We start from the raw sequence: 15,017 nt of genomic DNA, 5'->3' as shown, positions 1-15,017 counted from the left end.
GGCCGGCGCTGCGGGCCGGGCCAGGCGCGAAAATCAGCGCGGCGGATCGCGGGCGCCGGAGCGAGGTCGCCGGGCCTGGAATGAGATGTCCTTCAGGACATGTGATGCGCGAGGCGTCGGAGCGGCGCGGACGAACCGATCGACTGCGCGCGGCGATGCGGTCAGTCGGCCAGTCCGGGTCCGACGACGCGCAGCCACGCGTCGACGTCGACGATGTTCTGCATGTGGAGCCGGGCGTCGATCCGCGCCACCGCCCGAGCGTCGACCGGATTGGCCAGGCCGTGGAGGAAGCGCTCGGCGATGTCGGCGTGGAGGCCCATGCCGGTGTCGTGGAAGGCCTTGCGCGCGAGGTGGAGGGTGCGGAAGGCGTTGGCGGTGTCGCGCGCCGCGCTCGCCAGGCCGGCGCGGAGCAGCCGGGCGTCGGCGTGCAAGTGGGCCTGGCTCTCGCTCTCGAGCTGGGCGACGTCCTGCAGCACGATCTCGGTGAGCTCGCCCCGGTTCGTCGGGTCGGCCCGAAGGGTCGCCAGGCCGGCGCGGGCGCGGAGGAGGAAGGCCTCGCTGCGGCGGACGGCGATGTCGAGGAAGCCGGACTGGACGAGGATCGGCCACACCTTCTGGATCCGCTGCCACGCGTCGAGCGGCCGCCGCTCGTAGAGGTCGCAGTAGACGCCGATCTTGAGCGCGTGGAGGTCCTGGACCTGGAAGCCGTCGCGCTGGCCCTGCTCCAGCGCGCTGCGGACGCGCACGCGGGCTTGCTTGGGCTGGCCGCCCGCGAGCAGGGTGAGCGCCGAGTAGAGCGCGGCGATCCGACTGCTATGAATGTCGCCGATCGCCTGGGCCCGCTGGTACAGCGATTCGGAGCGCTCGCTCATGACGCGCAGCTCGCCCATGGCCTCGAGCGCGGCCATCGTGCTGGCCTGGCCGAGCCCGCACTCCCAGACGCTGCCGGGGCAATGATCGCGGAGGTACTGCACGCCGACGTCGATGTCGGCGAGGGCGGTGCGCCACTGGCCCTGGTGACGCGCGACGATCCCCTTGCACACGATGGCGAGCCCGGTCGCGTAGGGATCGCGGATCCGCTCGGCCAGCCGCTGGGCCTCGTCGAGCATGCTGCTGCCCATCTTGTGGCTGCGGCTGCTGAGGGCGAAGCCGGCGAGCGCGAGGGCCCGGGCGATCCGCTTCGGCTCGCCGGCGTCGAGCCCGAGCGAGGTGCAGCGGACGAGGAACAGGGCCGCGCGCACCGGATCGTTCTGCAGCAGGCCCTTGCCGGCGATCCAGGTCCGATCGATGCGATCGAGCTCGCCCCGCGACAGCTCGAACTCGCTGCGCTCGGTGAAGCCGTAGCCGCGCTGAAACAGCCGCGTGCTGGTCTCGTGCAGCAGCCCCCGGGCCTCGCGCGGCGAGAAGTCCTCGACCCCGGCGGCGCGCAGGAGCGGGCCGAGGATCTCGTTCGCGTGGGCGAGGTGGCCGCCGTTGAACAGGTGCTCGGCGGCCGCGAGCCGCAGGCGCGAGGCGGCGGTCGCCGGGGCGTGCTCGGCGGCCGAGAGGAACAGGGGCGCCGCCTCGACGCCGCGGCCGGCGTGGACCAGCGCCTCGGCCAGGTTCTTCTGCAGGGTCCAGCGGTCCGGTCGGCACTTCAGCGCGAGCTCGTACAGCTCGGCCGCGCGGTCGAAGGCGAGGACGCGGCTGGCCGCGGAGGCGGCTGCGGCGGCCTGCTCGGCGGCCTCGTCGTGGCGGCCGGCGGCGTGGAAGTGCCGGGCGATCCGCTCGGGGCCGGCGGAGTTGGTGAGGACGTAGGCGGTGGCGAGGTCGCCGTGGCTGCGCCGCAGGAGCTCGGGATCGAGGATGGTCGAGGCGGCCTGCTGCATCGATTCGCTCGGCGATTCGATGCACTGGCCCTCGCCCTGGCCGGCGAACTGGACGAGGCCCTGGCCGCGGAGCTGGGCCACGAGGGCCTGCAGATCGCCGGACCAGGCGCCGACGTGCGGCAGCGAGGCCAGCGGCAGCGCCCGGTCGGCGGCGACGACCCGGCCGTAGAGCTCGCGCGCCTCCTCGGAGACCCGGGCGAGGCGCGAGCGGACGAGTCGACGCAGCAGGTCGTCCTTGCCCGGCGCCGTCAGGCTGTCCTCGCCCGCGCGCTCGACCTCCTCGACGAGGGCCCGGATCAGCGCCGGGTTGCCGCCGGACTCGCGCGCGATCTGTTCGGCGAGGCGGCGAGTGACCCGCGTGCCGGTCGAGCGCAGGCGGGCGACGAGCTCGCGGGCCGCCGGGAACGAGAGCGGCGCGAGCTCGAGCTCCCGCAGCAGGTAGGCCGGGGTGCTCATCGTCCGCTGCTGCGCCAGCTCGTGCAGCAGCGGCGCGTCGATCCGGCGGTAGGCGGTGATGAACAGCGCCGGCGGCACGCCGGGGGACGCGAGCAAGTGGTTGAGCAGGTACGCGCTGTCGAGGTCGCCCCATTGCAGGTTGTCGAGGAAGACGACCGTGGGCTGGCGCTCGGCGATTCGATGCAGCAGCACCTTGAGGCCCTGGAACGCGAGCCGGCGGACCTCGCCGGACTGCGGCATGGCGTCGAGCGGCGGCGCGGACTGGCGCTGGATGTGGGCGAGCACGGGGAACGACAGCGCGAGCGCGTCGAGCTTCCTCCCGAGGTCGCGCGCGAGGGCCTCGAGCTCGGCGGGCGGATAGCTGCACAGGTGGGCGGTGACCGCGTCGAGGAGGCCGTCGAAGGCGCGGAAGGGCACGGACTCGCGCGGCGAGCAGGTGCCGCGGAGGACCACGCCGCCGGTCTCGGCGACCTGGGCGGCGAAGCGGTCGACGACCGCGGTCTTGCCCGAGCCGGCGTCGCCGACGAGGTCGACGCACGCGGGCACGCCCTGGGCCGCGAGCTCGAGGGTCTCGTAGAGGCGCATCAGCACCGCCTCGCGCTCGATCAGGTCGGTCGCGGTCAGGGCCCGGCCGCGCATGGTGAGCGTGCGATTGGGGGCGCACCAGTGGAGGATCTCGGCCGCGCCCGGCCGCTCCGCCGGTCGTCGCCGCAGCAGCCTGGCGACCAGCTCGGCCAGGTCCCGCGGCGCGTCGCGCCGGAATGTCAACACCGACGGGGCCTCTTGATATTGCTTGTCGTTGAGCGGGTCGTCGATGAACGGCCAGCGCATGGTCAGCGCCTCGAACAGGATGACGCCGACGGCGTACCAGTCGGACGCGGGCACGGCGAGCTGACCGGCCGCCTGCTCCGGGGCCATGTAGGCCGGCGTGCCCTCGATGAGGTGCTCCTGGGCGAACAGGGTCCCGCGGTCGAGATCGTCGACGAGGCCGTAGTCGATGAGGACGACGCGGCCTTCGTCCGTGACGATGATGTTGCCGGGCTTGAGGTCGCGGTGCACCCTGCCGGCCTGGTGCAGGGCATGGACGCCGCGCGTGAGCTGGCGGAACAGGTCGCGCAATTGCTGCCAGTCCTGGACCGCCCATAGCGCGTCGCGCAAGCTGCGGCCTCGCAGCAGCTCCATGGTGAAGAACCACTGGCCGCCGTCGTGGCAGAGCTCGTACAGCGCGACCAGGTTTTGGTGCGAGATGTCGGCCATGCGGCGAAATTCTCGCTTGAGCCGGTAGACCCCGGCGGGCTCCACGTCGAACAGCTTCTTCAGGGCGACCGACTTGCCGTTGCGCGTGTCGACGGCGCGGAAGACTGCTCCCATTCCGCCGGCCCCGAGCTCCTCCTCCAATACGAAATTTCCGAGCCGCCGCGGCAGTCCGCCAGAGCTGTCCATCCCTTCGAGATTGCCGCGAGCGCGCGGCGATGGGAAGACATGGCCGGGCCCGGCGCCGATAGACTGCAGGGACGCGCCCGCCCAGGGACGCAGGGGGCGTGCGGGGTTTGCGTGCGACCGCGACGAACGCCCCCGGTTATCCTGGCGCCCGCCGGAGGTCGTTCGACGACATGCGGCCCGACGCGGGCAACGAACGTGCCGGTGGGCCCCCTGCGCTCGCTCGCGCGGACGCAGCGGACGCTGTGGAGCTGGGCGGGCGGCGGCTGCGCGCACCGCCGGCCGCCGAAGACCTTCGTGCGGTCGGCAGGCGGCGCGAACTCGGCCCACGATCGGGATGTCCGTCGGGACATGTTGGATGAGACACCCAGGGGAACGCGGGCGCCCGCCTCAGAAGGCCATCGGCAGGTCCCACGATTGCAGCGGCACGTCGGCCAGGTACTTGACCGGCGTGTACCACAGCTTGCCGCTCGGGCTGACCGCGACGCGGCCGACGCCGGGCATGGTCTGGAACGGCTCGACCTCGCCGGTGAACGGGGCGACCCGGACGACCTCGAGGCTGGCGAGGCCGGCGTAGACGTGGCCGGTGAAGGCGTCGTGGGCGAGGCTGGTGACGTCGGACATGAGGTCGACGACGAACTCGGCCTGCTTGGTCTGGTTGTTGAAGCGGTAGACGGCGCCGCCGTCGAGCGCGACCAGCAGGTGGACGGGGCTGATCGGGGCGCTGGCGGTGACGCGGGCGTCGAAGGTGAAGACGACGCCCTGGGTGGCGTTGTCGAGGTCGGCGTTGTTGTACTCGCCGTTCATGGTGCTGTTGCCGACGTAGAGCACGCGGTCCTCGCCCCACGCGAGGCCGTGCGGGCCGGCGTCGGCGGCGGCGCTGCCGAACGGGCCGTCGCCCTGGGTGACCTGGGCGACGATGACGATCGGCAGCGGGCTCATGACGTTGTCCTCGTCGAGCCGGGCGACGCCCTGCGGCGGGTCGGCCTGGCAGCCGCACTGCTGACAGCAGGTGTAGGTGATGGCGACCTCGCCGAGGCCCTCGACCGGCGTCGGCGGGCTCGGCTCGGCGGCCACCGGCGGGATGTCCGTCAGCTGCGGGATCGTCAGCCGGCGCAGGACCTTGACCTCGCCCATGTTGAGGTTGGCGACACCTGTCCATTGGGTCAGCTCACCGTCGGGCTTGAGGCGCCGCACGTAGTCGGGGCCGCTGCGCAGGGTGACCATCCAGGCGTTGCAGTCGTCGGCGAAGTCGATGCCGCCGATCTCGGTCGAGAACGGGCCGTTGAGCAGGTCGGCGGTCGGCTCCTGGCACTCGACGACGCGCTCGCAGCCGCACACCGCGCCCCAGCACTGGCCGTCGTCGGTGCAGGCGACGTCGGCGCAGGGGGCGACGGGGACGCACGCGCCGAGGCCGTCGCAGGTGGTACCTGGCCCACAGGACAGATCGGCGCAGGGGGTCCCGAGGCCGGCGAGGGTGCACGGGTCGCCCTCGGCGTGGCACTCGCCGCTGATGACGTCGCACACCTGGCCTTGCGGACAGGCATCCGGACCCTGGCCCTGGCACGAGGTGACGCACACGCCATCGACGCACTGCTGGTTGGGCTGATCGCACGCGCCGCAGCCGCCCGCGGTGGTGCTCGAGGTCTGCGCCGGCTCGGTGGTGCCGGTGGTGCTCGTGGTCGTGGTGGTGGGCTCGGAGGCGGTGGTGCCGGTGGTCGGGACGGCGGTGTCGCTGTCGCTTTCGCTGCCGGTGCCGGGCTCGCCGGTGGTCCCAGGCGTGGCGCCGGTGGTCATGGTCGTGGTGGCGGTGGCCGGCGTCGTGGTGACCTCGGTGGCGGTGGCGCGGCCGTCGTCGCCGCAGGCGCCGAGCACGAGGAATGCCGCCGCGAGCAGCGGCAGCGGGGTCGCAAACTTCATCTCAATCCCTCCGAACCCGGGCATGGTAGCCGCGGGCGCGGGCATCGGGGCAGGCGCGCGAGTGAGGCGAGGGCGTGTGCGCGGATCGCCGGCGCGGGCGCGCGCGACGATCGAGCGACGAGGATGTCCTGTGAGACGCCTGCGACGCTCGTGCGACGGCGATGCAGAGGCCCGCGCACGGGGATGCGCATCCGGGGGAGGCCGGAGCGGCGCGCTTCGACGCCCGCAGGCGGAGACGGCTGCTCGGCGACGGCGCGATGTCGCGATCAGAGATGCGAGGCGCAGCTCGGGCGCGCGGTTCGGTGACGGGCGAGGGTCGCGGCTCGAGCGAGCGATCAGGCCGCGGTCAGGGCATCGACTCGACGAGGCGGAGGAAGGCGCGGTGGTGGGTGAGCGGCAGCATGTGGCCGGCGCCGGGGACGGTAATCGGCTCGGCGTGCGGGAGGAGGGTTGCGAGGCGCTCGGCGACGGCGCGCGGGGCGGCGGGGCCGTCGTCGCCGGTGACGAGGCGGATCGGACAGGTCACGCGGGCCAGGTCGGCGGCGGCGAAGGGGGCGCCGAACACTGCAGGGCCGCCGATGAAGTGGCGCTCGCGGGCGCCGGCGACGATGGCGAGCCGGTCGGCCTCGGGCAGGAAGTCCCACAGCTCGGGGTCGCTCCAGAAGTCGAGGAAGCGGCGCGTGGCCGCGGCGGCGTCGCCGGCGAGCACGAGCCCGCGGCACTCGGCCTCGACCGCGTGCACGGGCGCGAGCGCCGGGTCGTCGGCCGCCAGCAGGCCGAACGCGACCGGCTCGACGAGCACGAGGTCGCGCACCCGCTCCGGCGCGGTGGCGGCCAGGGCGAGGCCCAGGACGGCGCCGTAGGAGTGGCCGACGACGCGGGCAGGGCCGCCCAGTCGGTCGAGCAGCGCGAGCAGGACGGCGACCTGGCGCTCGAGCAAGGTCTCCGGGGTCATGTCCTCGGGGCAAGGCGTCTGGCCGTGGCCGTAGAGGTCGGGGGCGGCGACGGACCAGCGCGGGGCGAGGGCGGCGAGGGCCCGCTCCCACTGGACGCCGCTGCTGGCGCCGGCGTGCAGCAGCAGCAGCGCGGGGCCGCTGCCGGCGTGGCGGTAGGAGGTGACGGCGCGGTCGGCGTGGAGGAGCGGCACGGCGGGCTCGGCGGAGAGGATGAAAGGGACAGGTTCGAAAGGACAGGACCGAAGGGATAGGTTCGAAAGGACAGGATCGAAGGGATAGGTGCGAAAGGACAGGTCCTTCGGGTCAGGCAGCGACGGGGCGGCCGAGCTCGAGCACGCGGGCGCCGCCGAGGGCGGCGATGTCCTCGGGGTCGTGGGCGGACAGGACGAGGCCGGCGCCGCCGGCGCGGGCGGCCACGAGGGCGGCGATCAGGGCGCCGCGGGCCTCGCGGTCGAGGCCGGCGAACGGCTCGTCGAGGACGTAGAGGGCGCCGTCGCCGAGAGTGAGCGCGGCGGCGACCAGGCGCTTGCGCATGCCGAGGCTGTAGGTGGTGGCGAGGTGGTCGATCGCGGGGCCGAGGTCGGCGAGGGCGATGGCCCGCTCGCGGCCGAGCGGGTCGCCGAACACGCCGGCGTAGAACTCGACCAGCTCGCGGCCGGTGAGGCCCTGCGGGACCTCGACCTCCTGCGGCAGGTAGCGGAGGACGGCGCGGGCCGCCAGCGGGGCGCTGCGCAGGTCGTGGCCGCCGAGGATGACCCGCCCGCCGTCGGGGATGACGCCGCCGGTGAGGCAGCCGATCAGGGTCGACTTGCCCGCCCCGTTGGGGCCGACGAGCACGAGGACCTCGCCGGCCTCGAGGTCGAGATCGAGGTGATCGAACAGACAGGTCGTGCCGTAGCGCTTGGTCAGGCCGCGGGCGACGAGGGGGAGGGTCATGCGCGGCAGTGTAACGCCGCGCCCGGCGCCGTGGGGTCGGCAGCGCGGTCGGCGGCGCCGTTGCCACGAGAGGCGCCGTCGCCGGCCGCGCGGGCGCACTTCGCGGCGGTGCGCGGCAGCACTGCGAGGATGTCGGGCGACGCGCGGCGGTCGAGATCGACGAAGGACGGCCGCAGCGAGTCGGAGGCGCCGGTGTGGGCCGATCTCGACGAGGCGTCGCCCGTGGCGGCTCCGCGGTGGAGGCAATGATCGGAGGGAGGTGCGCTGTAATCGGGGGCACAGCGGTCGGGGTATTCCGGCAATGTGCATACGAACACGTCGTGCGCGGCGTCGGTGCGCCGACTGTGGCGCGGCCGACATCTGCGCGACTGTCGGGTGCGGGTCGCTGTGGCGCGTCGCAAGATCTGCGATTGCCTCGCTCCTCCATGGGCCCACAATTGGCGCGACGGTGCGGCGATGAACCAATCGCGCGCCCGCCGGGAGCGAGGGAACCAATGCTGTGGCATCAGATCGGGAGTCTCGTGGGGACTTTGGCGTTAGCGATCCCTTTTGTGCAGGAGTGCGACCCGGGTACGGGGCCGACGGTCGAGCCGGGCGAGCTGCTGCCGGTCGGCGAGCAGCCGTGTTGCGAGGCGTCCCAGGAGCCGGCCTGCAACGAGCCGGAGGTCGTCGCGTGCGTGTGCGACCGCGACGCGTATTGTTGCGAGAGCCGCTGGGACTCGACGTGCGCCGGCGAGGCCGACGAATTCTGCGACGCGCAGTGCACCTAGACGTCGACGCGTGAATGATCGGGCCGGTCCGACCGGGGGACGCGACGCGAATCACTGCACCGCGTCAGGGCCGGCGGGCGCGCGACCGACGTGGGGCCGTCCGACCGCGGACGCGACGCGAATCACCGCACCGCGTGGCGGCCGGGCGGGCGCCGATCAGTGGCCCTGGACCCACTTGAGGACGGCGAACAGGTTGCTGTAATCGTCGGTCCACATGCGGAGGTCGGTCGAGACCCCGCTGGTGTCGCCCTGGCGGGTCTGGACCAGCGGGTCGGCGAGGAACGCCTCGTTGCGCGTCAACAGGCCCCAGTCGGCCGCGTAGACGCCGCGCGGGTCGTCGCTGTGGTTCTCGATCCAGACGAAGCTCCAGCCGAAGTGCTCCGCCAATTGCTTGAGCACCGGGCGGATGTCGACGTGGCGGTTGCTCATGTTGGCGGCCAGGACGCCGTCGGGCTTGAGGTGGCGGAAGTAGGTGACGAACGCCTCGCGGGTGAGCAGGTGCATCGGGATGGCGTCGCTGCTGAAGGCGTCGAGGATCAGGACGTCGTAGCCCTGGTCGGGCTCGCGCTCGAGCGAGAGGCGGCCGTCGCCGAGCACGACCTCGGCGGTGGCCGCGGTGCGATCGAAGTAGGTGAAGTACTTGCGGCTGAGCGGCTCGACCTCGGGGTCGATCTCGTAGATCCGGATGCTGTCGCCGGGCTGGCCGTAGGTGAGCAGGGTGCCCGAGCCGAGGCCCAGGAGGCCGATCTTGAGCGGCTCGCCGAGCTTGCGCTTGGGGTGGCGCGTCAGCGCGGTGCCGATCCCGCTCTCCTCGGCGAAGTACGAGTTGTGCCACATCTGCCGCTCGGGGTGGCGGTACTGGAAGCCGTGGTTGATGGCGCCGTGGAACAGGATCCGCCGCGCCTGCAGCGGATCGTGGGTGGCCCGATCGGCGACCCGCAGCACGCCGAAGAAGCCGCGCTCGATCGTCAGCGCCTCGCTGGTGCGGTAGCGGGCCTCGATCACCAGGTTGACGGCGAGCAGGACGATCGCCGCCAGCGGCAGCAGCCAGGCCAGGCGGGCCCGGCCGTGGTTGATGCGGGCGCCGTCGTCGATCCACCGCGGGCCGGCCGGGCTGCCCTCCGGGACATGGTCGGAGGAACCTGTCGGAACGCGCAGGCTCCACAGGAACCCGAACAGCAGCATGCACAGGAGGGCGCCGGCCAGCGGGCCGATGTAGCGGAAGGAGTCGGGGCTCTCGCTCTGGATCCGCCACAGGGTGTAGGCGACGGCCGCGGCGCCGGCGAGGACGATGGCGGAGACGGGGCGGCCGCGCAGCTCGAGCCGCTGGTCGCGGCGGAAGGCGTGCAGGACCAGCAGGGAGGTGGCGACGAGGCCGATGTGGAGCTCGTAATAGGCGGGGAACACCAGCGGGGCGATCGCGCCGACGAACACGCCGCCGAGGGCGCCGCCGACCGAGAGGGCGAGGTAGAAGGCGGTGAGGTGACGCGGGTGCGGGCGCAGACGGTAGAGCTCGCCGTGGCAGACCATGGCGTAGATGAAGATCGCGGCGCAGTAGACCAGCGCCTGCTGCTCGATGCCGGCGTCGGCGCCCGCGAGCATGAGGCCGACGACGCCGGCGGTGACGCCGACGAACAGCGGGTAGAACAGGACCCGCGGGTACCAGCGCTCGCTCGAGAAGCAGAGGATGAAGCTCATCAGATAGAGCGCGAGCGGGATGACCCACAGGAACGGGACGCTGGCGACGTCGATCGCCATCTGATTGGTCATCGCCAGCAGCATGATCGAGGCGCAGGCCCCGAGCGCGACCCATACGGCCCGCAGACCCCAGGTCGGCGCGGGGACCGGGGCGACGTCGACGTCCGGGCGCTCGGCGGCGGGGCCGGCCGTGGCGGCGCGGGTGGTCTGGACCGCGATCGCGCCGCACAGCAGGCAGAAGCCGGCGAAGCCGAAGAACCACACGGAGGCCTGGGTGACCGAGCCGAGGCGCGGCTCGACGAGGAACGGGAAGGTGAGGAGGCCGAGCAGCGAGCCGATGTTCGACAGGGCGTAGAGCGGGTAGGGCGAGCGCGACGGGTGCAGCCGCGAGAACCACGCCTGCACGAGCGAGCCGGTGGTCGACAGGGCGAAGTACGGCAGGCCCACGCTCACCGTGAGCACGAGCAAGATCTGCAGCAGCGGGACGCCGTCTCCTTCAGGCTTGTAACCTTCCGGCGGGAAGATGGTCGGCGCGCCGGCGAGGACCGCCGCCGCCAGCACTGCGAGGTGCACGAGGCCCTGGCGACGCGCGGGCAGGGCGATCACTGCGTGCGCGTACGCATAGCCCGCGAGCAGCAGGACCTGAAAGAACAGCATGCACGTGGTCCACACCGCCGGCGTGCCGCCGAACCAGGGCAGGATGATCTTGCCGATCAGTGGCTGGACCTGGAACAGGAGGAATGCGCTGAGGAAGATGGTGAGGGCGAAGAGCAGCACGGGGGCTCGTGGGACGGTGAAGTCGCCGCGAGGGTATCACCCGCACGGGGATTCGGGTCATGCGGGCAGGCCCCACACCAGGACGTGTGTCCGGGGCCCCGCTGCGGCGGGCTCGGGTCGTGCGCCAGCTAACGGCCCGGGCGGCGCTGAGGGCGGCGGGGTCGGGCTCGCCTCGTATATAAGGAGGATGCTGCCATGACCCGATTTCGTCGTACCTGCACCCTTCTCGCCACGCTCTTGACCCTGCCCGCATGCGGCGACGACGTCGGTACGTCGAGCGGCGGCTCGACCGCCGGCGTGACGACTGCGCCGACCACCAATGGTACGAACACGACGAACACCACGAGCACCACCGGTTCGTCGAATTCGGGCACGGACAGCACCTCCGAGGCCAGCGGCAGCGAGAGCAACAGCGACAGTGAGACGGGCACGCCGACCAGCACCGGGATGGTCGATCCGACCACTTCGGGCGGGTTCCCCAAGCTCGACGTCGGGGTCGAGGAGACCACCGACGGGGTGACCACCGACGGCGACGAGATGGGCTGTCGCAAGGTCGACTTCCTGTTCATCATCGACAATTCGGGGTCGATGAGCGACGAGCAACAATCGCTGATCGCCAGCTTCCCCGGCTTCATCTCGGCGATCCAGGGCCAGCTCGACGAGGCCCAGGATTATCACATCATGGTGATCGACACCGACAGCTGGGTGTTCGAGGGCTGCAATTTGATCTGCCCGCTGTTCGGCAACACCTGCCCGGTGGCCGGCCTCGACTACACCTGCGGCACGCCGCCGCTCGAATGCGAGGACGTGCTCGGGGCCGGGGTGACGCACCCCCGCGGCCTGCAGTCGAGCTCGAAGGATTGCGCCTTCTCGACCGGCCTCCGCTACATGGACATCACCGAGCCGGACCTGACGGGGACGTTCGCCTGCGCCGCTCAGGTCGGCACCGGCTCGACCGACGACCCGGAGAAGCCGATGGAGGCGATGGTGCAGGCGGTCGCCCCCTCCGGCCCGGCGTTCGAGTGCAACACCGGCTTCCTGCGCAAGGACGCGATCCTGGTCGTCACCATCGTCACCGACGAGGACGACAACTTCGGCGACGGCTCGGCCGGCAACGCGGCCGGCTGGAAGGCCTCGCTGGTGGCCGCCAAGAAGGGCGACGAGAAGGCGCTGGTGGTCCTCGGCCTCTACGGCGACAACGACCAGCCCAACGGCATCTGCGGGCCCCTGGTCGACAGCTCCGGCGCCGAGCCGAGCCCGCGGATCCGCGAATTCGTCAACTCGTTCGGCGATCAGGGCATCTCCGGCAGCGTCTGCGCGCCCAGCTACGACTCGTTCTTCTCCGAGGCGGTCGGCCTCATCGCCCAGACCTGCGACGATTTCGTGCCCCCGATGTGATGTGATTGGGCTCCAGGGACATGTCCCCGAGGATAGGTCCCTGAGGGCATGTCTCGCGGGATATGTCTCCGGCGACATCCAGGAGGCGGCCCGGGTCGCCGGGCCCCGAGTGGCGGCAATGCGGGCACTCGCCGCCGGGGCGCGGAGGCGACCGGCGCCGGTCGCACACGCCGGTTCCGCGACAGCTCCCGGTCCGGCGAGTACAATCCCCGGACCGCGATGAGGCGATCCGACGAGCAGGGCCGACGGCGCGACCGCGTGGCGACGGAGTAGGGCCGTGGACTTCGTCCTGCCGGAGCGACCGATCCGCATGCGCCTCATCGCCGGGCGCGGTCACTACGAGGCGGTGATCCCGGCGCTCCGCTCGGCGCGCACGAGCGTGTGGATCGCCACCGCGAACCTGAAGGAGCTGCTGGTCGAGGACCCACGCGCGACGGCCCGCTCGCGCAGCCGCTTCCACTCGGTGCTCGAGGTGTTCAGCGCGCTGGCCCAGCAGAAGGTGGAGCTGCGGATCTTGCACGCAGCCCCGCCGTCCGGGCCGTTCCGCCGCAGCTTCGACCGCCGCGCGCGGCTCTACAAGGGAGGGCTGGAGCTGCGCCAGTGCCCGCGCGTGCACCTCAAGACCGTCATCGTCGACGGCCGCCTGTGCTACCTCGGCAGCGCCAACTGGACGGGGGCAGGCCTCGGCGCCAAGGGCGAGGGCCGCCGCAACTTCGAGATCGGGATGCTCACGGAGGACGAGGACGTGATCGACCAGGTGCAGGCGATGTACGAGGCGATCTGGACCGGCCGCATGTGCAAGGCCTGCAAGCTGCGCAACTCCGGCTGCGAGGCGCCGCTCGACCTGGTGAATCGGCCGATCGCCGTCAAGCCGCCCGCACGGGCCAAATAGAGGTCGGCGGGGACGCGTGCACGGGTGCAGTGCAGCGATTGCGCCGGTGAATTTTGTCCTAGCGACATCGAGTTCGGGCGCCGGTTGAGGGCGCGCGATGAACCGGACGACCCTGCTCCTGCTGAGCGGCCTGCTGGCCTGCTCCGGCTGTTCCATTTTTCAGAAGCTCGTGACCAAGAATCACGAGGAAAAGTACGACGAGCTCGAGAAGGCGGGCGACTACGAGGCGCTGGCCGCGAAGTGCGCGGAGAACAAGTCGAAGGCGTGCGAGGCCAAGACGCGGGTCGGCGAGCGCCGGCTGGCGGCCAGCACGTGCGACGAGCTGAAGGGCAACCTCGACAAGTACTACAGCAACCACCAGGCGACGAAGGAGAGCGACCTGGTGCTGGTCCGCAAGTTCGCCGAGTGCGGCCAGGCGGCCGTGATGTTCGGCCAGGACCTCCGGATCCGCTGGCTCGACGACTCGATGGTGACGCTCGACAAGGAGGGCGTCGACCTGTTCGGGCAGTTCGTGGGGTTCATCGGCGCCGGCGACAAGGCCTACGAGGGCGAGAGCGGGGTGCAACAGGCCAACCGCATGGCCCGCTGGCTGGTGGCGGTGAACGACGCGTCGCGCTGCCCGACGCTCGACGCGGCCATGCCGAAGGTGGCGCCCGAGGCCCGCGGCGAGTTCGTGTGGTTCTACTACGAGGCGGGCTGCGGGGCGCAGGCGGTGCCGCACGCGCAGAAGGCCCTGCTCGCGGAGCAGTACGGGTTCCGGATCCAGGCCTGCGACGTGCTCGGCAAGTACGGCGACGCGAGCGCGCTCGAGGCTCTGAATACGCTGGCCGAGACCGACCCCTACAAGGCGGAGCGCGAGGTCCGGACGTCGTCGGGGATGGTCGCGATCGAGGTCTATTATCCGGTCCGCGAGCGCTGCCAGGCGGCCACGGGTCAGCTGCGGCTGCGCAAGGCGGCCGGCTGAGCGTAGCGAGCGAGGCGCCGAGCACGAGTCGTGACGCAGCCTGCAGCGGGCGGGTCGGCTCGCGGACGGTCGCCGTGCTAGGGTCGCGGCCATGCGCGAGGCGCTCAAGCTCAAGTGTCGTTGCGGGACGGTGCGCGGGCAGGCCACGGACCTGTCCCCGAGGACAGGCATCCACGTGGTCTGCTACTGCCGCGACTGCCAGGCGTTCGCGCGGTTCCTCGCCGCGGAGGGGCTGCTCGACGCGGCCGGGGGCGCGGAGATCTTCCAGATCACGCCGGCGCAGGTGGTGCTCGAGGCGGGCCAGGAGCAGCTCCGCTGCATGCGCCTGTCGGACAAGGGCCTGCTCCGCTGGTACGTCGACTGCTGCCGCACGCCAGTGGCCAACACGATGGACAGCCCGAAAGTGCCGTTCTCGGGGCTGCTGGTGCCGTTCCTCGACGCGGACGCCGGCACGCGCGCGCGCGTGCTCGGGCCGGTGGTGGTCCGCCTGTTCGGCCGCGACGCGACCGGGCCGACGCCGCCCGGGACGCACGAGAAGGCGCCGCTCACGGCCATCCCCCGCATCCTGTGGCTGCTGGGGCGCGGGCTGGTCGGCCGGCGCGCCCAGCCGTCGCCGTTCTTCGCGCCGGGCGCGAAGCTGCCGCGGGTGACGCCGAAGGTGCTGACGCCCGAGGAGCGGGCCGCGCTCGGGCCTGTCTGATCGGGCAGGTGCGAGGCGCCGGCCGCGAGGCGACCGGACTACGGCGCAGGGCTGTCCGAGCGGGCAGGTGCGGAGCGAGGCTGCGAGGCGACTGGGGAGCAGCGCAGGGCTGTCCGAGCGGGCAGGTGCGGAGCGAGGCTGTGAGGCGACCGGGAGCGGCAGGGCTGTCCGAGCGGGCAGGTGCGGAGCGAGGCTGTGAGGCGACTGGGGAGCGGCGCAGGGCTGTCCGAGCGGGCAGGTGC

The 15,017-nt window shown here is 72.2% G+C and carries 10 protein-coding genes; 5 read left to right on the top strand and 5 right to left on the bottom strand.

Annotated features, from left to right (window positions below):
- Positions 1-161: 161 nt before the first annotated feature.
- The 4 genes from O0S08_RS23870 to O0S08_RS23855 all read right to left on the bottom strand — a co-directional run bounded on the left by O0S08_RS23870 (position 162) and on the right by O0S08_RS23855 (position 7,576).
- Complete coding sequence (locus tag O0S08_RS23870) at positions 162-3,767, bottom strand: serine/threonine-protein kinase (RefSeq protein ID WP_269041538.1); 3,606 nt, start codon at positions 3,765-3,767, stop codon at positions 162-164.
- Between the two features lie 387 nt (positions 3,768-4,154).
- A complete protein-coding gene (locus O0S08_RS23865; protein ID WP_269041537.1) occupies positions 4,155-5,684 on the bottom strand; it encodes a hypothetical protein in 1,530 nt (509 codons plus the stop codon).
- Positions 5,685-6,030: 346 nt separating this feature from the next.
- A complete protein-coding gene (locus O0S08_RS23860) occupies positions 6,031-6,831 on the bottom strand; it encodes an alpha/beta fold hydrolase (protein ID WP_269041536.1) in 801 nt (266 codons plus the stop codon).
- Positions 6,832-6,943: 112 nt separating this feature from the next.
- Entirely contained in the window at positions 6,944-7,576 is a 633-nt protein-coding gene (locus O0S08_RS23855) for an ATP-binding cassette domain-containing protein (protein WP_269041535.1), read from the bottom strand.
- Between the two features lie 551 nt (positions 7,577-8,127).
- Between O0S08_RS23855 and O0S08_RS23850 the strand changes: the two genes are divergently transcribed.
- Entirely contained in the window at positions 8,128-8,346 is a 219-nt protein-coding gene (locus O0S08_RS23850; protein WP_269041534.1) for a hypothetical protein, read from the top strand.
- A gap of 156 nt (positions 8,347-8,502) precedes the next feature.
- Here the strand turns inward: O0S08_RS23850 and O0S08_RS23845 are convergent, their stop codons facing one another.
- Positions 8,503-10,821: a fused MFS/spermidine synthase gene (locus O0S08_RS23845; protein WP_269041533.1), complete on the bottom strand. Its 2,319-nt coding sequence runs from the start codon at positions 10,819-10,821 to the stop codon at positions 8,503-8,505.
- A 195-nt stretch (positions 10,822-11,016) separates the two neighbouring features.
- On the opposite strand from O0S08_RS23845, the gene O0S08_RS23840 reads away from it, so the two are divergent.
- From O0S08_RS23840 to O0S08_RS23825, 4 genes are all read left to right on the top strand, one after another.
- Positions 11,017-12,219, top strand: coding sequence for a hypothetical protein (locus O0S08_RS23840; protein WP_269041532.1), 1,203 nt, complete (start codon positions 11,017-11,019; stop codon positions 12,217-12,219).
- Positions 12,220-12,496: 277 nt separating this feature from the next.
- Complete coding sequence (locus O0S08_RS23835; RefSeq protein ID WP_269041531.1) at positions 12,497-13,111, top strand: phospholipase D family protein; 615 nt, start codon at positions 12,497-12,499, stop codon at positions 13,109-13,111.
- Positions 13,112-13,208: 97 nt separating this feature from the next.
- Complete coding sequence (locus tag O0S08_RS23830; protein WP_269041530.1) at positions 13,209-14,075, top strand: hypothetical protein; 867 nt, start codon at positions 13,209-13,211, stop codon at positions 14,073-14,075.
- Between the two features lie 91 nt (positions 14,076-14,166).
- Positions 14,167-14,775 carry a DUF6151 family protein gene (locus O0S08_RS23825; RefSeq protein WP_269041529.1) on the top strand — a complete coding sequence of 203 codons (609 nt, stop codon included), beginning with the start codon at positions 14,167-14,169 and terminating at the stop codon, positions 14,773-14,775.
- Positions 14,776-15,017 lie beyond the last annotated feature (242 nt).

It is taken from the genome of Nannocystis punicea, assembly GCF_026965555.1.
In the GTDB taxonomy this organism is placed as follows: Bacteria; Myxococcota_A; Polyangia; order Nannocystales; family Nannocystaceae; genus Nannocystis; species Nannocystis punicea.
Note: the sequence above shows the minus strand (reverse complement) of the source record. Positions and strands in the feature narration are given on the sequence as shown.

Bases quoted from the DNA above. Each gene is read 5' to 3' on its own strand.
- O0S08_RS23870 (WP_269041538.1), bottom strand. From the start codon at position 3,767: ATGGACAGCTCTGGCGGACTGCCGCGGCGGCTCGGAAATTTCGTATTG.
- O0S08_RS23865 (WP_269041537.1), bottom strand. From the start codon at position 5,684: ATGAAGTTTGCGACCCCGCTGCCGCTGCTCGCGGCGGCATTCCTCGTG.
- O0S08_RS23840 (WP_269041532.1), top strand. From the start codon at position 11,017: ATGACCCGATTTCGTCGTACCTGCACCCTTCTCGCCACGCTCTTGACC.
- O0S08_RS23825 (WP_269041529.1), top strand. From the start codon at position 14,167: ATGCGCGAGGCGCTCAAGCTCAAGTGTCGTTGCGGGACGGTGCGCGGG.
- O0S08_RS23855 (WP_269041535.1), bottom strand. From the start codon at position 7,576: ATGACCCTCCCCCTCGTCGCCCGCGGCCTGACCAAGCGCTACGGCACG.
- O0S08_RS23830 (WP_269041530.1), top strand. From the start codon at position 13,209: ATGAACCGGACGACCCTGCTCCTGCTGAGCGGCCTGCTGGCCTGCTCC.